Annotated in this window: 9 protein-coding genes; 7 read left to right on the top strand and 2 right to left on the bottom strand. The window is 57.0% G+C overall.

The features are described from left to right. The 6 genes from EJ361_RS18890 (at window position 1) to EJ361_RS18865 (ending at window position 8,105) form a co-directional block, all read left to right on the top strand. Window positions 1-966: a hypothetical protein gene (locus EJ361_RS18890; protein ID WP_126247202.1), complete on the top strand. Its 966-nt coding sequence runs from the start codon at window positions 1-3 to the stop codon at window positions 964-966. 143 nt (window positions 967-1,109) lie between these two features. Next, entirely contained in the window at window positions 1,110-1,724 is a 615-nt protein-coding gene (locus EJ361_RS18885; RefSeq protein ID WP_126247201.1) for a porin family protein, read from the top strand. Window positions 1,725-1,929: 205 nt separating this feature from the next. Beyond that, window positions 1,930-4,332: an endopeptidase La gene (lon, locus tag EJ361_RS18880; protein WP_126247200.1), complete on the top strand. Its 2,403-nt coding sequence runs from the start codon at window positions 1,930-1,932 to the stop codon at window positions 4,330-4,332. A 172-nt stretch (window positions 4,333-4,504) separates the two neighbouring features. Further along, window positions 4,505-5,572 (top strand): type IX secretion system protein PorQ, encoded by a 1,068-nt coding sequence (porQ, locus tag EJ361_RS18875; protein WP_164714322.1) that lies wholly within the window; start codon window positions 4,505-4,507, stop codon window positions 5,570-5,572. A 40-nt stretch (window positions 5,573-5,612) separates the two neighbouring features. Further along, window positions 5,613-6,383 carry an ABC transporter ATP-binding protein gene (locus EJ361_RS18870; RefSeq protein WP_126247198.1) on the top strand — a complete coding sequence of 257 codons (771 nt, stop codon included), beginning with the start codon at window positions 5,613-5,615 and terminating at the stop codon, window positions 6,381-6,383. A gap of 12 nt (window positions 6,384-6,395) precedes the next feature. Next, window positions 6,396-8,105, top strand: coding sequence for a hypothetical protein (locus tag EJ361_RS18865; RefSeq protein WP_126247197.1), 1,710 nt, complete (start codon window positions 6,396-6,398; stop codon window positions 8,103-8,105). A 75-nt stretch (window positions 8,106-8,180) separates the two neighbouring features. On the opposite strand, the gene EJ361_RS18860 is transcribed toward EJ361_RS18865, so the two are convergent. Continuing rightward, window positions 8,181-8,912, bottom strand: coding sequence for a pyridoxine 5'-phosphate synthase (locus EJ361_RS18860; protein WP_126247196.1), 732 nt, complete (start codon window positions 8,910-8,912; stop codon window positions 8,181-8,183). A 90-nt stretch (window positions 8,913-9,002) separates the two neighbouring features. Beyond that, window positions 9,003-10,331, bottom strand: a complete 1,329-nt coding sequence (ahcY, locus tag EJ361_RS18855; RefSeq protein WP_126247195.1) for an adenosylhomocysteinase — start codon at window positions 10,329-10,331, stop codon at window positions 9,003-9,005. Between the two features lie 394 nt (window positions 10,332-10,725). Here ahcY and EJ361_RS18850 point away from each other — a divergent pair, with 394 nt between their 5' ends. Beyond that, window positions 10,726-23,340, top strand: a complete 12,615-nt coding sequence (locus EJ361_RS18850) for a Calx-beta domain-containing protein (RefSeq protein ID WP_164714321.1) — start codon at window positions 10,726-10,728, stop codon at window positions 23,338-23,340. Window positions 23,341-23,344 lie beyond the last annotated feature (4 nt).

Here is a 23,344-nt window from a genome sequence, read left to right as displayed (position 1 = left end):
ATGAAAAACCTCGCCGTCATCTTCCTTGTTTTTATACTGCCGGTTTCGTTCGCCCGGGCGCAAAATCTCGCCGAGCTGGAAAGACAGCTGGATTCGCTGCTGGACAGCCGTTACAAAAGCGAGGTGACCCTGGCGGTGGGGTTCGGCAACAACCCCGCGTACGGCGGCAAAGCGGCGGATGCTTTCCGGCCCATAAACATGAAACCTTTTCTGTCCCCTTCGGTCACCTACACGCATAAAAGCGGCCTGTTCGCCAACGCCGCGGCGTACTACCTGTTGAGCGGCGGCAACAAACCCTGGTTCGAATTCGACCTGGGCGGCGGGTACGACTATACCCGCAACCGGGATTTGATGACGGGGATTTCCTACACGCGGTATTTCTACGCCGATAGTTCCGACGTGCCGCAAACACCCGTCAAAAACGAATTGTACGCCTATTTCATTTACCGCAAATGGTGGCTGCAACCCGGGCTGAGCCTCGATTTTGGCTGGGGGAGCTATGTGCGGGACGGGGCTGCCGGTTCGTTGAAAGAACAAGGGAATGATTTCAACGTGATCGCAGACGTCCGCCATCCGTTTTTGTTTATGGACGTACTGAAGGCCGACGATGGCCTGCTGATCATGCCCATCGCGGGATTGACGACCGGCACCGCGAAATATTTTTCGAGCATGAGAAGTTTCCGGTACGCGACGCGGGGGAATGCTATCAGGAAATTCAGCGAAAAGAAGAATAATGGCCGCGGAAGAGGGAATGGGAATGGCGGTGGACCCGTTACTGAGGAAACGGAAACCATTTTATCCGACGGAAGCGCGTTCAAGCCGCGGGCGGTGGACCTGGGGCTGCGGGTGTCTTACATCATCGGCAAGTTTGCGATATCCCCGTCTTTCACTTTGTTCAAAATGTTGCAAGGCCCGGACACTTCCGTATCGGGATACTTTACTGCCAACGTGAGCGTTACATTTTGAAAACTGATCAAGCCCTCTTTTAGCACGGAATTTGCGACGAGCGTAGGGGATGCGGGCCCGGGGTTCGTCTTTAAGGACGGAAGTGGTTCGCAATCAAGTCCATCAAGATAAATTTGCTGCTTAACACTAAATCAATATCGAATATGAAAAAACTGTTTTTGGCCCTTGCTGTAATCTCGGGCCTGACCGTATCCTCCGCAAAAGCCCAGAAAATGATCCGTTTCGGTTTCAAAGGTGGCGCCAACCTGGGGAAGATCGACGGAACGGGGTATGACGACGCCTTCAAACTCGGGTGGCACCTGGGCGGTTTCGCGCAGATCAACCTGGTGAAAGGTTTCGGCATCCAGCCCGAACTGATCTATTCCAGCTCCAAAACCGAAATTAAAAACACCGGCGAATTCCAAACCGAATACGAACTGAACCAGGTAAAAGAGAATAAGCCGAAATTGGATTATCTTTCCATCCCGGTGCTCGCCAACATCGACCTGGGTTCTCCCCGCTTCAAACTGCAGGTAGGCCCACAGTTCAGCATCATGACGAGCAAGAAAAGGAACGTGTTCCAGGAAGGAAAGGAAGCATTTAAAAGCGGCGACTTCGGCGCTGTTGGCGGCCTCTGGCTCCAGCTCCCGATCGTGAACATCAGCGCCCGCTACGTGATAGGCCTGTCCAACGTCAACGACATTACTTTCGCCAACGGTACCAATCCCGAAAAGTGGAAGAATCAATCTATTCAATTAGGCGTAGGTATTACCCTCTAAGTATACCTACAACTGAGCGATGACCGCTTCCGGAAACGGGGCGGTCTTTTTTTGCCCCCGGGCAACCTCCGGCCGCCTTCCCGCGTTTCCTATTTTGGCATGCGCGCAGCAATGGCACTAAAGTTGACTATATAGGCTTGTTCTATTTTCAGGGACTTTTGTAAGGGGAATCCTGACATTCTGTCCCGATACTTAAAACTGACAGATGAATACATTTTTCTTGGGCAATACAGAGGAAGAGATGGAGTTTATGCCCATCATCCCGCTTAATGAAGACGGAGAAGGGCAGGAAGAAGACCTAATTCCCGAAGAACTGGCAATTTTACCCCTCCGCAATACCGTACTGTTCCCCGGCGTGGTGCTCCCCATCACCGTTGGGCGCGACAAGTCGATCAAGGCGGTGAACGATGCGTACAAGACTGACAAAATGATCGGTGTAGTCGCACAAAAAGACAGCAATGTCGAAGAACCTGCGGTGACAGACCTCAACGAAGTGGGGACCGTCGCCAAAATCGTGAAGCTGATCAAAATGCCCGATGGTGGCACCACCATCATCATCCAGGGCCGCAAACGCTTCCGTATCAAGGAAATCGTGACGGAAGACCCTTATTTCAAGGCGAAATACGACATCCTCAGCGATGAAGTGGAAGAAGGCGATTCGGAGTTCGACGCCTATGTTTCTTCCATCAAAGACCTGGCAGGGCAGATCATCGCCCTCAGCCCGCACCTCCCGTCGGAAGCCAGCATCATCCTCAAAAACATCGAAAACGCGCCTTTCCTCATCCACTTCGTGTCCAGCAACCTGAACAGCGACGTTAAGGAAAAACAGCGCATCCTCGAGATCAGCAACCTCCGCCAGCGTGCAGAAGTGCTCATGAAGCTCCTGCAGCTGGAATTGCAGCTCGCGGAACTGAAGAACAAGATCAATAATAAAACCAAGCAGGACCTCGACAAGCAGCAGCGCGATTACTTCCTCCAGCAACAGATGAAATCCATCAAGGAAGAACTGGGCGGAGACAGTAACGACCGCGAGATCAAGGAAATGATTCGCAAGTCGGAAGCCAAGAAATGGCCCGATGCCGCGCGCGACCTGTTCACCAAAGGCATCGAGAAGCTGGAGCGCATGCATCCCAGCACGCCCGATTACTCCGTGGTGTACAATCACCTCGATCTGATGCTCGACCTGCCCTGGCAGGAATATACCAAAGACAGTTACGACCTGAAGAAGGCCAAGAAAGTGCTCGATCACGATCATTACGGGATGGACCGGATCAAGGACCGCATCCTCGAATACCTGGCCGTGCTGAAACTGAAAGGCGACATGAAATCGCCGATCCTTTGCTTCGTGGGCCCTCCGGGCATCGGTAAAACCTCGCTCGGGCGCTCCATCGCCAACGCGATCGGCCGTAAGTACGCGCGCCTCAGCCTCGGCGGGCTGCACGACGAAAGCGAGATCCGCGGTCACCGTAAAACCTATATCGGCGCCATGGCCGGCCGTATCCTGCAAACGATCCGCAAGGTGAAATCCTCCAACCCGGTGATGATCCTCGACGAGATCGACAAGATCGGCAACGATTTCCGTGGCGATCCGGGATCGGCGCTGCTCGAAGTGCTTGATCCCGAACAGAACAGCACGTTCTACGATAACTACCTGGAACTGGAATACGACCTGAGCAAGGTATTGTTCATCGCCACGGCCAACAACCTCAGCGCCATCCCGCACGCCCTGCGCGACCGCCTGGAGATCATCGACCTGAGCGGTTATTCCATCGAAGAGAAAGTGGAGATCGCCAAGCGCCACCTCCTGCCGAAACAGAAGGAAATGCACGGGCTCGAAAACGTGAAGTTATCGTTCGCCAATAAAGTGATCGAAAAAGTAATCGCCAATTATACCCGCGAAAGCGGCGTCCGTGAGCTGGACCGCCAGTTTGCGGCCATCATGCGCTCTCTCGCCAAAGATGTGGCACTCGGCAAAACGCCGAAAGAAGCCGTCTCCGAAGAAAGGATCGCGCAGGCGCTGGGCAAGCCCAAGTACAGCAACGAAATGTACAAAACGGGCAACCCTCCCGGCGTAGCCGTGGGCCTGGCCTGGACGTATGTAGGCGGAGACATCCTCTTCATCGAATCCAGCCTGTCAGACGGGAAAGGAGAGCTGAAGCTGACCGGGAACCTGGGCAATGTGATGAAAGAATCGGCCGTAACGGCGCTCAGCTGGCTGCAAGCCAACGCCCTCAATTTCAGGATCGATCCGAAAGTGTTCCAGCAAAAGACCATCCATATCCACGTTCCGGAAGGAGCGGTACCGAAAGATGGTCCCAGTGCGGGTGTGACCATGCTCACGGCGCTGGCCTCGGTGTATACCGGCCGCCGCGTGAAACCTTACCTGGCTATGACGGGCGAGATCACGCTCCGCGGACAGGTGTTGCCCGTGGGCGGTATCAAGGAAAAGATCCTCGCCGCCAAGCGCGCCGGCATCAAGGAGATCATCCTTTGCTGGCAGAACGAAAAAGATATCCAGGACATCAACCCCGACTATATCAAGGGGCTGAAGTTCCATTATGTGCGCGAAATGAACCAAGTGCTCGAAACTGCGTTATTAAAGAGGTAGGACGCACGGTCCGTTACTCCTGACGCAACCGTGCCACCATGTTCACTTGAAAAAAGTGAGCGCATGTTGATTGTTTAAGGGTTTGAATAGAGCCATCCAGGAAGGGTGGCTTTATTCTTTTTTATTCCGTCCAAGTTGTAACTTAACGGCCGTAATCCTTTGCCATTTCCCTGTGAAGATCCGTTTCCTCCTCATATGGCTGTTTCTGCCGTTCGCCGCTGCCGCCCAGTTGCTGGGAGGCCGGAGCTCGTACGCTTTCCTGGAACTGCCGCCCTCACCGCAGATCACCGCGCTGGGAGGCGCAAATGTAGCCATCCTGGGGAACGACGTGAGCACGGCGCTTCTCAACCCCGCGTTGCTCCGGCCGGAAATGGGCGGGCAATTGCAGGTGAACATGGCCGGGTACAACGGCGGCATCAAGTACGGGCACGCCGCCTTCGGCGCCTACGCTCCCGGGATCCGGACTTCTTTCGCCGCGAGCCTCCAGTATGTGGGGTACGGGCAGATGCAGCATACCGATGTAACCGGGAATGTGATAGGGACCTTCCGGCCGGTGGATTTTTCCTTCCAGCTGACCGCCTCCCGCCGCTACCTCGAAAAATGGCATTACGGCCTCACGCTGAAATACATCCGCTCCGAATATTTCGACTACAGCTCCACCGGCCTTGCAGCCGATGTCGGCATCACGTTCACCGATTCCGCGCGCGGCTGGCAGGCAGGGCTCGTGGCCATGAAGATGGGCACGCAGTTCACCAAATACGTTTCAGACGAAAATGCGACCCTGCCTTTCGACCTCCAGGTCGGGATTTCGAAGAAACTGGCGCACGTACCGATCCAGCTATCCGCCACTATCCATCATCTCCACCAGTTCGACATCCGCTACAGCGGCCCCGACCTGCGCGACGATATCCGCATCGGGAACGGCGATACCCTGCGCACGAAGGGTTCCGGTATCGACAACCTTTTCCGGCATTTTGTGCTCGCCGCGCAATGGAACATCGGGAAATATCTCGAGATCACCGGCGCCTATAACCATTTGCGGCGGCGGGAGCTTTCGCTGCCGGAGCGCCGCGGCATGAGCGGCTTTTCGCTGGGCGTGGGCGTGGTGGTGAAGAAGTTCCAGCTGCGGTATGCGAGAAGCTGGTACCAGCGGGCTGTGGGCTTTCATCATATCGGTTGCAGTATTCCTTTGCAACAATGGGCAGGAATCGGTATTTTCGATGGGCGCGCGGGGCGTTGACCCGGATTATCCCGCCGCATTATCTTTCATCAACATACATATGCAACCAGTTATCGCCATACGGCATTTAAACAAGCACTTCGGAAAGAAACAGGTATTGATGGACATCAACCTGGAAGTTCGTCCGGGTGAAGTGATCGGCTATATCGGCCCCAACGGCGCCGGTAAATCCACCACCGTGAAAATCCTCATCGGATTGTTGGGCGATTACGAAGGCGATGTAAGCGTGATGGGGCACGATTTGCGCGAGAACACCCTGGCTGTAAAAGCCCTCACCGGATACGTCCCCGAAAACGCGGAAATCTACGAAGTGCTCACGCCCATGGAATACCTGTCGTTCACTGGCAAACTGTACGGGCTTGATGAAGATACCATCGCGGAGCGCGCCCAGCGCATGCTCCAGGCGTTCGGGCTGCAGGAGAACAAAGACCAGCGTATGGATACGTTCTCCAAGGGCATGCGGCAGAAAGTCCTCATCATTTCCGGCCTGCTCCACAATCCGCAGATCGTCATCCTCGACGAGCCGCTTTCCGGGCTGGACGCCAATGCCGTGATCATCGTGAAGGAAATCATCACCCTGCTCAAGAAAGAGAACAAAACCATTTTCTATTGCTCGCATATGATGGACGTGGTGGAGAAAGTGGCAGACCGCATCGTGCTGATAGACGAAGGCCGCATCGTGGCCGACGGCACCTTCCGGGAACTGCAGCAATCCGGATCGGAAACCCTCGAGCAGGTGTTTGCCCGGCTCACCGGCAAGCAGCGCCTCAGCGAACAGGCGGATCAGTTCATCAACGCCCTCGGCCAATAAAATACCGCGCCCATGAATACAATAATGCTGGCGATGGTATCGCTTTTCAATCCGCTGTGGCGCGTGCTGGGCGTGGATGTCATGCAACTCCGCACCATCCTCGACACCAAGCTGCGCATAGACGACCGCCGGCCCAACGTCTACAACCGCGGCTCGCGCCAGGGCTCAACGAAACCGGTCCGCAATAGCGCCATACTTACGATGGTGCTCTCGTTTTTCATCGGGATGATCTACCTGTCGGTTTTTACGGTGGGGACGGATATCCGGTTGCAATCGTTCCTCTGGTTTTCCGCGTATTTGCTCACGATGTGCATCACGCTCATCACGGATTTTTCGTACGTGCTGATCGACCCGCGCGACAACCACATCCTGCTGCCGCGGCCCGTGAGCGACCGCACGCTGGTGGTAAGCCGGCTGCTGCATATTGCGCTGCATATTTCGAAGCTCGCGGTGCCGATGGGATTGTCGCCGTTCCTGTATATCTGTTATTTATACGGCGTGTTGCCAGGGCTGTGGTTTGCGCTGCTGGCGCTCATGCTGACGTTCCTGGCGATATTCTTCATCAATCTCGCTTATTTGCTGGTGCTGCGGATCACGTCGGCCGAAAGGTTCAAGGAAGTGATCAACTCCATGCAGATCGTGTTTTCGATCGTGATGTTCGGCGTGTACTTCCTGGGGCCGCGCGTGTTGCGGAACATCCAGGTAGAAGGGGTATTCAGGAGCGAAGATTTTCCCTGGCTGCCATTTGCGCCTACGTGGTGGTTTGCGGGAGCGTTCAGCTGGCTGGTGGACGGATGGAGGGCGAACACCGCGCTCAACATTGCTTTGGCTTTCCTGGCGCCCATGGTGTGCCTTTGGGTGGTGGTGCGCTTCCTCGCACCGAGCTTCAACCGGAAAATCGCGGGAATGGGTGCCGGCGACCCGGCGCCACAGGTCTTGAAACCGGTTAAGACCGTGGACGGAAAGGAACCGTTTTACAGGAAAATGTCGCGTCTTTTCGCAAAAGGTGGGCAGGAACAATTGTCGTTCGAGCTGGTTTGGCTGCTGACGGCCCGCACGCGCGAATTCAAGCTGAAAGTATATCCATCGGTCGCGTATGTGTTCGTGATCACCGTAGGGATCGTTTTCTTCTCCGATCGTGGATCGTTCCAGCAGAAATGGGGGCAGATAAGGGATACGCCGATTTATTTGTTCCTCATCTACATGAGCAGTTTCATATTCATCACCGCCATTTCCCAACTGGTGTATTCCGAAAGATACAAGGCTGCCTGGGTGTATTTTACTTCACCGCTGGAAGCACCGGGCCCCATTCTCGTGGGCGCCTGGAAAGCGGCGCTGGTGAAGTTTTTGCTGCCGGTGTACGCGGGCGTTTCCGTGTTCGCGGCGGCGATATGGGGGCTGAAGATCCTGCCAGACCTCATCCTGGGTTTCATCAATGTATTGGTGATCAGCCTGCTGTATGCGCTCATCGTGCTGCGGGAGCTGCCGTTTTCCGCCGCGCCCGACCTGGCGGGAGGTACCGGGAAGCTGATGCGCAACTTACTGGTGATGACCATTCCCGGGATCATCGGCCTGGCGCATTTCCTGCTGGGGTTCGTGGGGAAGGGGACGCCGGTGCTGTATTACGGCAGCGTGGCGCTTTTTGCGTGTGTTTCGGCCGCTTTGTGCTACCTGTTGTACGGTTCTTACCGGAAATCGGGTTGGAAAGACGTAAAAAGCTGACGGGCGGCCGTCAGCTTTCTGGATATTGTTACAGGCAGTGCGCGGGCGCTGCCTGTTTTCGTTGATGGGAGGGGGTTAGTCCTGCAGCTGGCGTTTGTACAGCTGGATGGTGTTTTCCAGTCCGAAGTACAGCGCGTCGCAAACGAGGGCGTGGCCGATGGAAACCTCTTTCAGTTGCGGGATGTGCAGTTTGAAGAAGCGCAGGTTATCGAGGTTGAGATCGTGACCGGCGTTGATGTCCAGCCCGATTTCGGTGGCGGCGCGGGCCGTGTCCTTATAATCGTTGAAGAGCCTGAAATTCTGCGGTTGCGTGCGGGCGTTGGCGTATTCTTCGGCGTAGGGGCCGGTGTACAGCTCGATGCGGTCTGCACCGGCGGATTTGGCGCCTTCCACTTTGCTGACGTCTGCGTTGAGGAAGATGGAAACCCGGATGCCGGCGGCTTTGAGGGTGCCGATGACGTCTTTGAGGAACGACTGGTGAGTGACGGTGTCCCACCCGTTATTGGAAGTGAGGACGCCCGGCGGATCGGGGACGAGGGTGCATTGGTGGGGTTTTACGTCCAGCACGAGGTCCATGAAATCGGGGGAGGGGTAGCCTTCGATGTTGAATTCGGTGGTGACGAGCGGTTTCAGGTCGCGGACGTCCTGGTAGCGGATGTGGCGCTCGTCTGGCCGCGGGTGAACAGTGATCCCGTCTGCGCCGAATGCTTCGCAATCCTGCGCTACTTTCAAAATATCCGGAAGATTGCCGCCGCGGGCATTGCGCAGCGTCGCAAACTTGTTGATGTTAACACTCAGCTTAGTCATGCCGCAAAATTACGATTTATAGGGAAGGAACGCGGCGAAAAAAAGCAGCCCCCTTTCGGAGGCTGCTTCGTGATATCGGTAAAACCGCTGTTAGTAGCGATAGTATTCCGGTTTGAAGGGACCTGCAACGGGGATGCCGAGGTATTCGGATTGAACGGCGGTGAGCTCGTCCAGTTCCACACCGATTTTTTTCAGGTGGAGGCGGGCAACCTTTTCGTCGAGGTGCTTGGGAAGAACGTACACTTTGTTTTCGTATTTCTCGGTGTTCGTCCAAAGCTCCAGCTGGGCGAGGGTTTGGTTGGTGAAGGAGTTCGACATAACGAAAGACGGGTGGCCGGTGGCGCAGCCCAGGTTCACGAGGCGGCCTTCGGCGAGGAGGATGATATCTTTCCCGTCGATGGTGTATTTGTCTACCTGCGGTTTGATCACCACTTTGGTATTGCCGTAGTTCTTGTTCAGCCAGGAAACGTCGATCTCGATATCGAAGTGGCCGATGTTGCAGACGATGGTTTTGTCTTTCATGGCTTTGAAATGTTCGCCGGTGATGATATCGCGGCAACCGGTGGTGGTTACGATGATATCGGCTTCTTTCACGGCGTCAGCCATTTTCTTCACTTCATAACCTTCCATAGCGGCCTGGAGGGCGCAGATGGGGTCGATTTCGGTAACGATCACGCGGGCGCCTGCACCGGAGAGGGATTCTGCGGAGCCTTTGCCTACGTCGCCAAAACCAGCCACAACAGCCACTTTACCGGCGATCATCACGTCCGTAGCGCGACGGATCGCATCTACGCAGGATTCGCGGCAGCCATATTTGTTATCGAATTTGGATTTGGTAACGGAGTCGTTGATATTGATGGCGGGCATGGGCAGGGTGCCTGCTTTCATGCGCTCGTACAGGCGGTGAACGCCGGTTGTGGTTTCTTCGCTGAGGCCCTTGATGTGCTGGATCAGCTCGGGATATACGTCGAACACCATGTTGGTGAGGTCGCCACCGTCGTCGAGGATCATGTTCAGGGGGCGGTCGGTGGAGCCGAAGAACAGCGTCTGCTCGATGCACCAGTTGAATTCTTCTTCGTTCATACCTTTCCAGGCGTAAACCGGGATACCGGCGGCAGCGATGGCGGCGGCGGCATGGTCTTGCGTGGAGAAGATGTTGCAGGAAGACCATTGTACTTCAGCGCCGAGGGCTACGAGGGTCTCGATCAGCACGGCCGTTTGAATGGTCATATGCAGGCAGCCGGCGATGCGGGCGCCTTTGAGGGGCTGGGTTTTACCGTATTCTTCCCGCAGGGCCATGAGGCCGGGCATTTCAGCTTCCGCTAACTGGATTTCCTTACGTCCCCAATCAGCCAGTGACATATCTGCGACCTTGTACTTGAGGCTCAAATCAATCTTGGATTTCGTTATCGTTGACATTCCAATAATTTTTTGCAAATCTACCTTTATTTTACCTATTCCCATAAACTAAAATCCCTTCATATCTACATCAGTTTGAATAGTTATTTACCTGCTTTTCGTAATTATATATAGATAAATAACTATAATTATTACTTGTTTTAATATTATAATTATTATACATTTGCTCTGATAGGTGGATTCCGTCCAGTTATCTGTTCAGTATCCGGAGTCATTGAAGTAGGAGCGAGGCGCCTTCCCAGGGGCGCCCGTGGTGGCATTGGGTATCGTGCCGACAGTTCCCGCCGGGGATGCGGTCCTTAGCTCCGGAGTCAAAAAAAAACGCCAGTTTCAGGCGAAAAAGTATGTATGTAAAGAAATTTTAAAGTTTTTTATGTTAGTCCTATCCTATCCTATGAAAGCGGTCATCCGTTTCGCCAATGCATCCCGGTGCATCGCGATCGTGCTTACCCTCCTCTTTCTTTCCGGCGGGGCCATGGCGCAGGTTACCCCTGTCACCATCAATCCCACGGGCGGCAACGCAGGCGGTAACGACCTGAGGATCACCATCACCGACACCAGCGTGCAGGTGAGGCATAACGGCGCCGACCAGTTTTCCCTCGACCCGATGCTGGACCGGTACGCCAGGGGCGGGTTGCGGACCTATTTCTCCCTCGAACAGGAGTTGGGGCCCAAGGTTCCGGCCGACATAAATCCCCAATACCTGAAACATTGTGAAATCTCCGAAGTTTCCGGAGACGGTTCTGCCGCCAACCCCTGGAAGGTAGTGGCGCAATCGAGCATCCATAATAAGCGGGGATACGACTATTTCATCAGCACCACCTATAAATACATAGCCGGGAACAAATATTACACCATCGATTTCATGGTAACCTCCAGCGAAACCGCGCACGATGGTACCAACGGAGGAACTTATTGGCTGCACTTTTACCTGTCGGAAGCGTCTTTCATGGGTGGGAGCGCCTGTGCGAAAGGGTTCAAGGACGGCGTTACCCCCAGCACCATGGACCATTATTATTCCATGACGAGCTCCAGCGGGGCCGTGGTCGATTTTTACAGTACGATAGGAGTGACGCGCACCACCGGCGAATGCGGAGCCACTTCAACCACCACGCACGTTTTTAAGACGGAAGCGCCGTTTTCTTCGTTCGCATCGCGCCCGTTCATCAGCCGCGACGACAGGAACGGCGATTTCCTGCTTACCAACGTCATGACCGACAATGCGCCGCTCGACATGGGGATCACCGTTCACAAGGCAGTAGAGATCGTCCCTCATCTGGATTTAACTACCTACCGGCACGCTTCCAAGCAATTCGTAGTCGGTTTCGACCGGGCGGAAATCAACGGCGTCACGCCCGTAGATCCGCCGGTACCTGCGCCGGGCGTGGAAGACGATCCCATGCGGATCTTCAATGCTACGGTCAACTTCGCTTCCGCAGCTCCGGAAGGGGTGGAGGGGAACAGCGACCATGCCATCACCGGGCTCGAACTGATGATCGGAAGGGGGCAGTTCAACCTGCCGCAAATTCTCGAAGTGGTGGCCACTCCCCTCGGAGCCGGGGCCGGCCATGCCGTTCCCGGGACCGACTATGAAGTGATCCGTCAAAAGATCATCATCGAACCGGGCAGGTACTGGGATTCGGTCGTAGCCATCGATCCTATTAAAATCAAGGGGAATACGATCGTCGACAACGACCGCAAGTTCCGTGTGGAACTGCGGCCGCTCACCTGTTCGCCGCACCTGCTGCTCGGGACAAATAACGTGGTCGAATACACGATAATAGATGACGATGAGAACCGCATTTTCCTCGAGCCCGTATCCACAGCCGTTCGTGAAGGAGAAAATGTAAGAGTGAAAGTAAAAGTGACCGGCATCACCCCCCTCGCCAGCGACCTCACGGTAACGCTGACCAAACCCGCGGTAGGGGAGCCTGCCGCCGAAACAACGGATTACTCCGGCATCCCCAATTCCGTGACCATCCCGGCCGGCCAATGGGAAGCCTTCTTCGATATGACGGCCACGGCAGACCGCATCCTGGAAGAAAACGAAAAAATCGATATCGAGGCCACCGCCGTGTTCCCCACTAAAACGAGCACGCACAAAGTGACCGTCACCATTGTAGACACGACCGGCCTCAATCCTGACAACCGCGTCATCACCCTCTCCGTGCCCCAGGGCAAAGAGGGCGAAACGGTGGCCGTGAAAGCCAGTCTGCCCGACGGCGTAACCACAGAAAAACCCATCACCGTCAATATCGACCTGGCAGACCCGAGCAATACAGCCGATGCGTCTGACGTAAGTACCATGCCCAATTCCATCACGATCCCCGCATACGGGAATTCAGAAGAACACAGCATGTTCCTCGAAGAAGATTTTGTGATGGAAGAGTTCTACGAATACTGGAATTTCGACGGATCGGCCTCCGACCACGACGGCGCCTTCACCGTGATGCCGGGTACGTTAATAATAGAAGACAGTCCGGTGGGCAGGGAGCTCAACGTATTGTTAATGTCTGGCCCCACCGCCTATGAAAACGGCAGCCAGGTAACCATTATGTTCGAGATGACCGGTTTCGGGATTGCACCTCCCGGCGGCATCAGGTTCCCCATCCAGATCAAAACCGTTGACCCCGCAACCGATGCGGATATTAACGATATCGCCTATACGGGGAATTTTGAAGTGGAGATACTGGAAAATGAATCGTATGGTGAATACACTTTTACGATCCCCAACGATCCGGTTTGGCTCGAGGGCATGGAAAAGCTGCACCTGTCCGGTTCCAAGCTGGGCTTCACTTTCCTGAACGATGTGATGGTGAAGATCGTGGACAATACCGCAGGTGACCCCGACAATCTCCGCCTCATCGTGGAAGGCCCGGCGAATGTGGAAGAAGGCAACACCGGCACCATCACCGCAAGGCTCGCCAAACCGGCGCTGAAACATAAAGGCGCGGTGCAGGTAGACCTCACGTTCGACAACTCCACCGCCATCCCGGCAGATTACACGCTGCCGGATACGAAAATCATCATTCCCCAGGGCGACAACAGCGCCTCCATCACGCTGACCGCCGTTACAGACGCGCTCATCGAACCGGAGGATACGCTCAAGGTAGTGGGCAGTGCCACATTGGCCCTCACGCCCGCTGTGTCTGACACGGCGAAGATCGCCATCCTCGCCCCCCCGTCCACCAAAATCAAATTCACCGCCACGCCGCTCACCCTCACGGAAGGGCCCGGCGGCGTCACCGTCACCGCATCGCTGGAATACGGCACCGCGGCCGCGGATATTCCCATCACGCTCAATATCGGCAGCGGCTCCACGGCCGAAGCCGCCGACTTCACCACCACGCCGGCATCCATCAAGATCCCGGCCGGTAGCCAATCGGGCACATTCACGATTTACGCCACCGACGATCAGCTCCTCGAAATCCAGGAATCCCTGGAACTGAGCGGCCAATCCACCGGCTATACTTTCGAAGGACTGACGTTCCAGATCACCGATCTGCAAAACAGCAACGTTAATAATAAGAAGATCAGCATCCAGCCGCAGGCGGCCACGCTGAACGAAAACGGCGACCTCACCGTTTGGGTGCGCCTGCCTTCCGGCATCAAAACTTCCGAAGCCATCACCGTGAACCTGGGAAGGGGCGCGGCCAGCAGCGCGGATCTGCAGACTTTGGAATACACCATGCCGGCCAGCGTGATCATCCCCGCCATGGGCAGCGAGATCAGTTTCACGCTGCATGCCAATGCCGATAATGTGCTCGAAGCGGATGAACTGCTCGAGATCGAAGGCTCCGCCACCGTTTGGGGGACCGCTCAAACCGGCAAAGGCAATGTAACGATTAAGGATGTGCGCACCACTGCCATGAAGCAACTGGTGGTGACCGGCCCCACCGAAGTAACGGAAGGGTTCACCGGGAACTGGCGCATCGCACTGCCGGCAGGCGTTACGTCGGAAACACCCATCACTGTGAACATCGCCGTGGCAACGGTTGGCAACACGACCACCGGCGCGGATTTTACCGGCGGATACCCGGTTTCTGCCACCATTCCAAAAGGACAACCTCATATCGATGTGCCTTTCGTTGCGAAAGCGGATAATATTGTGGAAGGGATGGAAAGACTGGAGATGACGCTTTCCTCCACCGACGGTTTCACCTTCACGCAGCAAATCGGCATGAACGTGAAAGACACCGACCCCGCGGGCCTCCAGATCCGGCTGACGGCCGGGGCCACCACCCTGAACGAAGGCGCCGCCACCGTGATCACCGCTACGCTCGACGGCTTCACCGCCACTTCCGACATTGATGTAGTGCTGAGCGCGCATAGCGCATCGACCGCAACGGTAACCGACGACTACGATCCCCTCGGCACGATACACATCAACGCCGGCGCAAATTCCGGCACCTTCACGCTGCAAACCAAATCCGACCTGTTGCTGGAACCCGATGAACTGATCGCCGTGCGCGGAGCTTCCACCTATACCGTTGTTGGAGAAGATATTACCGTTAAAGATGTAACCGGCACCAACGCCAACAAAACGCTTTCCCTCACGCCGGTAACCGCTTCCGTGAACGAAGGCAGCCAGCAGAAAATGACAGTGAGCCTGCCGGCTGGTATTAAAACCACACAGGCGATCACCGTAACTATCACGAAAGGCGCGGGCAGCGCAGCCACCATCACCGCTTCCGACTACACAATGCCGGCCACGGTTGTGATCCCGGCGATGGGCAATGAGGTGCAGTTTGACCTGGATGCCAATACCGACGGCATCATCGAACCGGCAGAATTGCTGCAGGTAAGCGTTTCGGGGACGGTATTCGGATTCGCATCTTCGGATGTGTCGGATATCACCATCAACGACGTTTCCAATAAACAAATTACGGTGACCGGTCCGGCAACCGTAGCGGAAGGCGGCGATATCACCTGGCGCTTCGCGCTGCCGTCGGGCGTAACTTCCACCAGCGACATCAATATCGCATTGGCGCACGATCCCACATCCACCGCCACCCTGGCCGATCTTACCGCCATGCCTGCGCTGAAGATAACAGCAGGCCAGCCTTTCGGTGAAATTATTTTTAACGCGAAGGCCGACCAGTTGATCGAAAGCACCGAGACGCTCAAGTTCACGCCCTCCGCCAGCGCAGGGTTCACTTTCACGCAACCGGTTTCCTTTACCATTACGGACAACGACCTCGCTGCAGCGGGCATCGCACTGTCGTTTGCCCCGAACCCCGTGGCAGAAGGCGGTAGTACGGTGATCAAGGCTACCCTCACCGGTGGTGTGAAATCTGCCGGAGATATTACGGTTACGCTGGCGAAAAGCGCCACGTCGACCCTCAGCGACGGGGAGCATGGCACACCCGGCAACATCGTCATTGCAGCAGGTGATACGGAAGGTACGCTCACGCTGACCACCACCACCGACCTGTTGCTCGAGCCGACGGAAACGCTGGTGGTCACGGGAACTGCGACTTCCGCCATCCCCGTTACCGGTGCTACCCTTAACGTAACCGACGCTACCGGCACCCTCGCCAACAAAACCCTCCAGATTTCCCCGCTTACCGCTACCCTCCTGGAAGGCAGCGACCTGGAAATTACCGTTGGCCTGCCGGCGAACATCATCACCACGCAGGATATCACCGTGACATTGACGAAAGGCGCTGGCAGCGCGGCTTCGCTCACAGCCACCGATTACGGTTTCCCGGCCACCGCGCTCATCGAAGCCGGACAGAACAACGCGAAATTCATCCTGCAAGCCAAATCCGACGGACAGATCGAAGCGGCGGAACTGCTGGAACTGAAAGCAAACGCTTCCGTATTCGGCAACAACAGCACCGCCACCTCGCAAATCACTATTACCGACGTATCCAATAAACATATCACGGTATCAGGGCCGGCTACCGTTGCGGAAGGGAACAATATTACCTGGCGCTTCGCGCTGCCTGCAGGGGTAACCGCTACCAGCGACATCAATATCGCCTTGACGCGGAATTCCGCCTCCACGGCTGTCATGGCCGACCTTGGCGCCTTGCCCGCATTGAAGATCGCGGCAGGACAACCTTTCGGAGAAATCATTTTCGCCGCTCCGGCCGACCAGCTGATCGAGGCCGGAGAAACGATGATCTTTGATGCAGCCGCAACAGGATTTACATTCTCCCAACCCGTAACTTTCACTATTACCGATAGCGACCTGGCTGCGGCGGGCATCACGCTGTCTGCCACTCCGGCCACCGTGGCCGAAGGCGGCAGTTCGGTGATCAAGGCAACGCTGACCGGTGGCGTCACTTCCGCAGGCAGCATCACTGTTGCACTGGCTAAGGACGGCGCGTCTACGCTCGGCGGTGCCGAGCACGGCGCGCTGGGCAATATCACCATCGCAGCGGGCGCAACGGAAGGAACGGTGACCGTGACCACAAACACCGACGCGGTACTGGAACCCACGGAAACACTCGTGATCGGCGGATCGGCAACTTCGTCTATCCCCGTAACCGGCACCACCCTCAGCGTAACCGACGCAACCGGCACCAACGCCAACAAAACGATTTCGCTCACGCCTGCCACCGCCACCATCGTGGAAAGCGGCAAAGTAACGATGACGGTTTCCCTGCCCGCGGGCATCACCACGGCAGGCCCCATCACCATTAACCTGGCGAAAGGCGCGGGTAGCGCCGCTTCGCTGACGGCTTCCGATTACAGTTTCCCCGCCACGGTCACCATCGACGCGGGCGGCGACAGCAAGTCGTTCGACGTAACCGCCGTGGCCGACGCGCTCATCGAAGCGCCGGAGCTCCTGGAACTGACGGCTACCGCCACCGTGTACGGATATACATCGTCCGACGTATCTAATATCACCATTACCGACGTTTCGAATAAACACATCACCGTGAGCGGTCCGGCTACCGGGGCCGAAGGCAGCACCATCACCTGGCGTTTCGAGCTGCCTGCGGGCGTTACCGCCACCAGCGATATTAATATTTCGCTGACGGCAGACCCGGGCGCTACGGCTTCCCTGGCGGATCTGACGGGCATTCCTTCCCTGAAGATCCTCGCCGGCGCGCCTTTTGCCGACATTACTTTCACCGCGAAAGCCGATCAGCTGATCGAGTCGGCGGAAACACTCGTACTGAACCCGTCCACCATTTCAGGGTTCACGTTCAGCCAGCCCGTTACTTTCTCCATTTCCGACGGCGACCTTTCTGCCGCGGGCATCACCCTTTCGGCCACGCCGTCGGGCGTAGCGGAAGGCGGCAGCACCGTGATCAAAGCCATCCTCACCGGCGGCGTGAAAGCGGCGGACGATGTGATAGTGACCTTGTCGAAAGACGGCGCATCGACCCTCGGTAACACCGAGCACGGCACCCTGGGCACGATCACCATTCCTGCGGGTTCCACCGAAGGCACCTTCACACTTACGACCAACACCGACCTGCTCCTCGAAACCACCGAAACGCTGGTGCTCGCGGGTACGGCCACCAATTCCATCCCCGTAACCGGCATTACCGTTACGGTGACGGACGCTACCGGCAGCGCCGCCAATAAAACCCTCCAGCTCACGCCTGCCACCGCCACCGTGGCGGAAGGAGGGAAGGTGACGATGACGATCGCACTGCCGACCAACATTATCACCACGCAAGCCATCACCGTTACCCTGACGAAAGGCGCGGGCAGTTCCGCTTCGCTGACGGCTTCCGATTACAGTTTCCCCGCCACCGTTACCATCGACGCGAACAGCAACAGCAAGACGTTTGACGTGTCCGCACTGACAGACGGCAATATCGAAACGAACGAAACCCTCGGGCTCAACGTGGCCGGCACGGTATTCGGGTTCGCATCCACGGCGGTTTCCAACATTACGATCACCGATGTTTCCAACAAGACCATCTCGGTAAGCGGTCCGGCGACGGTTGCCGAAGGCAGCAATATCGTGTACCGCTTCGGCCTGCCTTCCGGCGTGACGGCAGCTACCGATATTAATATTGCATTGACGGCGGATGCGGCATCTACCGCAACCCTGGCGGATCTCACGGCGTTACCCGCTGTGAAGATACCGGCCGGCCAACCGTTCGTAGACGTCACCTTCGCCGCGAAGGCCGATCTGCAGATCGAACCGACGGAAACGCTCACGCTGAACCCCTCGGCCGCAGGATTCACCTTCGCCCAACCCGTTACCTTCACCATCACCGACGGCGACCTCGCAGCCGCAGGCATCCAGCTTTCCGCAGCGCCCGCCACAATCGCGGAAGGTGCGGGAACGGTGATCAAAGCCACGCTCACAGGCGGCGTTACCGCGAAAGACAAGATCGTCATCACCCTCACAAAAGACGGCGCTTCCACCCTCGGGAACAGCGAGCACAGCAGCCTGGGCACCATCGAGATCAACGGCGGCGATACGGAAGGAACTTTCACATTAACGACCAACGCCGACCTGCTGCTGGAACCCACCGAAACACTGGTGCTCGGCGGCACGGCGAGTCCGGCCATCCCGGTTTCGCCGGTAACGGTTTCCGTGACAGACGCCACCGGCTCCAACGCCAACAAAACACTGCAACTTACACCCGCCACCGCTACCATCATGGAAGGTGGAAAAGTAACGATGACGGTTGCCCTGCCTGCGGGCATTCTGTCCACCCAGGCGATCGTAGTTGCGCTGACAAGAGGCGCTGGCAGCTCCGCATCGCTCGCGGCGGGTGAATACAGTTTCCCGGCAACGGTCACCATCGATCCGCTGACGAACAGCGCCACATTCGATGTGGAGGCGATCGCAGACGGCAATATCGAAAGCCCCGAGCAGCTCGAACTGGTAGGCAGCGGAACGGTATCCGGATTTGCATCGACCGACAAATCCGCTATCACGATCACCGATGTTTCCAACAAACACATCACAGTAACCGGTCCTGCCACCGTGGCGGAAGGCAGCAGCATCACCTACCGCTTCGGTCTGCCGACTGGTGTAACCGCTTCCAGCGATATTATTATCAACCTGGCCGTGGATGCGGCCGCTACGGCAACGCTCGGCGATCTGACCGGTCTGCCCGTAGTGAAAATCCCGGCAGGACAGCCTTTTGTAGACATCACCTTTACCGCGAAGGCAGACGGGCTCATCGAACCGGGCGAAACGCTGATCCTGAACCCCTCGGCCGCCACGTTCACTTTCTCCCAACCTGCATCGTTTACCATCACAGACAGCGACCTCGCCGCTGCAGGCATCACGCTTTCGGTGGCGCCCGCCAGCCTGGCGGAAGGCGGCAGCACGGTAGTGAAAGCCACCCTCACCGGCGGCGTAACGGCTACCGCCGGTATTACGGTAACGCTGGCGAAAGGAGGGGCGTCTACCCTGTCTGATACGGAACATAGCGCGCTGGGCGTAATCACGGTTCCGGCGGGAGCCACGGAAGGAACGTTCACGCTTTCAACCAACACCGATCTGTTGCTCGAACCGTCGGAAACGCTCGTGATCGGCGGCACGGCCAATCCGAATATCCCCGTAACCGGCACTACGCTCACCGTGACCGACGCAACCGGTACCAATGCCAACAAAACGTTGCAATTCACGCCGGCCGTAACATCAGTTGCGGAAGGCAATAAAGTGGTGATGACGGTGGCGCTGCCTGCCAATATTATTACCACGCAGCCCATTAGCGTGACGCTCGCCAAAAGCGCCGGAAGCGCGGCAACATTGATGGCCGGCGATTATGATTTCCCGGCTACCGTAACGATCGCTGCAGGTGCTAACAGCCAGACTTTCGAAGTGGAAGCGGCAACGGACGATATTATCGAAAGCGCGGAACTGTTGCAGATCAACGCATCTGCGAACGTATTCGGTTTTGCGACCACCAAATCGGCAGACATCACGATCACCGATGTTTCCAATAAGCTCATCACAGTGGCCGGTCCGGCTACGGTGGTGGAAGGGAATACCGTGACGTGGACGTTCAGCCTGCCGGCGGGCGTAACCTCCGAACAACCCGTAGTCATCAACCTGGCGCAAGGTACCTCTACCCCGGCGGCGGCTGCGGCCGACCTGGAAGGAGGGTTCCCCGTTTCTGTGACCATCCCGGCAGGTTCGCCTTCCATGACGCTGGACATCGAAACAAAAACGGACGACCGCATCGAAACGGTCGAGAAGCTGGAACTGGTGCCCTCTGCAGCGGGAGGCTTCACCTTCAACAAGTCTGTCCAGATCGATATCCATGATGCGCCCGTAACCGGCAACATCTCGATGACGGCATCGGCAGCTACCATCCGCGAAGGCGCTTCCGGCACAACGATCACCGTTGCGCTGCCGGGCAGCTATATCGCAGGCAGCAACATCGTCGTGAACATCACCAGAAACGCCCTTTCCTCCGCTGCCAATATTGATCATTCGGCATTGCCCGCTTCCGTGACCATCGGCGACGGACAACATTCCGCAACGTTTACGGTCAGCGCGGCAACAGATAATATTCTCGAACAACTCGAATCGCTGCAACTGGAAGGTACCGCTGCCGGATTTACGGTAGACGGTATCAGTATCAGCCTGGAAGACGCAACCAGCCTCGATCCCGCCAACACGAAGATTTCGTTGCTGCCTGCCGGTGCGCGGATCACGGAAGGAACGGTGGGCCAGTTCAGGCTCAGCCTGCCCGCGGGCATCACTTCCAGCACCGACATCGCGGTGCAGCTGGCCAAGGTAGACGCAACGTCCACCGCGGCAGACACCGATCACGGTGCGATTCCCGCACTTGTGACCATCCCTGCGTTGGCTGCTTCCAGCGCGGATTTCGCGATCACCGCCGCTGCGGATGGCATCCTGGAACCCGTTGAAGTATTGCGCATCGGCGGCAATCCGCCCGCAGGTTTCAGCTTTGAAGAAGGTGTGATCGAAATCGCGGACGGAACGGGCCTCATCCCTGCCAACCGCCTCATTACCATCACCATCGATTCTACCACCCTGCATGAAGGGAATACCGCGAAAGTGAAGTTCTCCCTGCCCGCAGGTATCACCACGGCCCTGCCCATTACGATCACGGTAGGAGCGAACGCCGCACAAACCGCCACAGCGGCTGATTTCTCCATCTCTCCGCTTCCCGTGGCCATCGGTGCGGGCCAGCAGGACGTAACAGTACAGCTTACCGCCGTACAGGATATGATCGCCGAAGTGGCCGAAGTGCTGCAAATCACCGCCGCCGCTACCGGGTTTACATTCGCGCCGGCTTCCACTATCACCATTCCCGGTGAGCCCGCGCCCGGATTGAGTGTAACGTTGACGAAAACCGCCGATGCGGCGGAACCCTCGTCCAACGGTACCTTCCGCATCCAGCTGGCCTCCGGCACGGCGCCTGCGGATATCACCGTGTTGTACACGACCGGCGGCACCGCCACTTCCACGAAAGATTACACCGCATTATCCGGCACCGCCGTCATCAAAGCAGGCGATGCAGGTGTGAACGTAAACGTGAACGTGCTGGACGATAAAATCCTCGAAAACAATGAAACCATAACGATGACGCTGGTGTCCGGCAGCTTCGATTACCTGGGCGCCTCCGTTCCCGTAAACATCGCCACCGCCGGCGCCATGTCCATGACCCTGGCAGACGACGATGCGAGCATAGACCGGAGCATCCTCATCGAAAAGATCGCCGATGCCGCAGAACCGGCCACACAGGGCCGCGTGCGCGTACGCTTCGCAAATACCGACTTAACGACGGTGGTGCCGGTGAACGTGACCTATAACATCGGCGGCACCGCATCCGCAGGCGCGGATTACCAGGTGCTCACCGGTTCAATAGACATCCCGGCCGGACAGAAAGAAGCCATCATCACGATCCAGCCCGTCAACGACCTCATATTGGAAGGCTCGGAAACCATCGTGATCACGCTGTCGGCTGCCTCCGCACCGATCGGCAGCTACACCTGGCCCATCGCCGCACAAAATACCGCCACAGTGAACCTGCACGACGACGACCAGATCAAAATGGAAGTAACCGCGCCGGTGGAAATTACCGAAGGCGGTAATATGACGGCCACGCTCCGTTCGTCGGAAGCCTTCCCCACTGCCATTCCCGTGAAGATCACGCTCACGCACGACGCTGTGCGTTCCGTGAGCACAGCCACGCCGCGGACGGGCACCACGCTCACCGTGACCATGCCGGCCAACCAGACGGAAGTTACCTTCCAGCTCACGTCCGACGAAAACGATACGAACGATGACGACGGGTACATCAACCTCGCCATTCTGCCCCACAGCGGCGCGGGCCAGCCTTACGGCGTGGGAGCGGCCGATAGATCGGGCACCGTGGTGAAAGACAACGATGCACTGGTGATCGGTTTCGCATCGGACAGTGCGCGCATCGGCGAAGGCAATTCCGGAATGGCCATGCTGGCGTTCAAAGTGACGCTGAGCCGGAAGAGCACGCGCCCGATCGAGTTGCAATATGCGTTCGCAGACGCGTTCGAAGGCCAGGGAGCCGGTAAGGACCCCCAGCGGGCGAAGTCTGCCGAAGACTTCCAGGACGCCACGCGCAAGATCGTGATCGCGGCAGGAGAAGTAGAAGGAGTGATCGAAGTGCCGGTGATCGGCGATGTGAACGTGGAAGAAGACGAATTCTTCGCCGTGAAGCTGACAGCAGCCGTGGTGGCTTCTTCGCAGAACGTGCCCACGATGGGGACGGCCGCCGTAGCGGTGGGTGTCATCTTGAACGACGATGTGATCCCCGATATGGAGATCCGGGTGCACAAGGGGCTGTCGCCCAATGGTGACGGGAAGAACGATGCGCTGGTGATCGAGAACGTCGAAAAGTATGTCCGCAACGAGATCGTGATCGTGAACCGTTGGGGAGGTACCATTTTCCAGACCACGAATTATCATAATCAGAACAACGCGTTCAAAGGCATCGCCAACCGGGGCGGTGGCAATGGCAGCCGGCTGCCCGACGGGTCTTATTTCTACGTGCTCCAGGTGTGGGACGCAGACGGTAAGATGACGCGTTTCACCGGCTATATCGTACTGAAATCCGCCCAATAAGCTT

Source organism: Chitinophaga rhizosphaerae, from assembly GCF_003958645.1.
In the GTDB taxonomy this organism is placed as follows: Bacteria; Bacteroidota; Bacteroidia; order Chitinophagales; family Chitinophagaceae; genus Chitinophaga; species Chitinophaga rhizosphaerae.
This window is presented reverse-complemented; position numbering and strand designations above follow the sequence as displayed.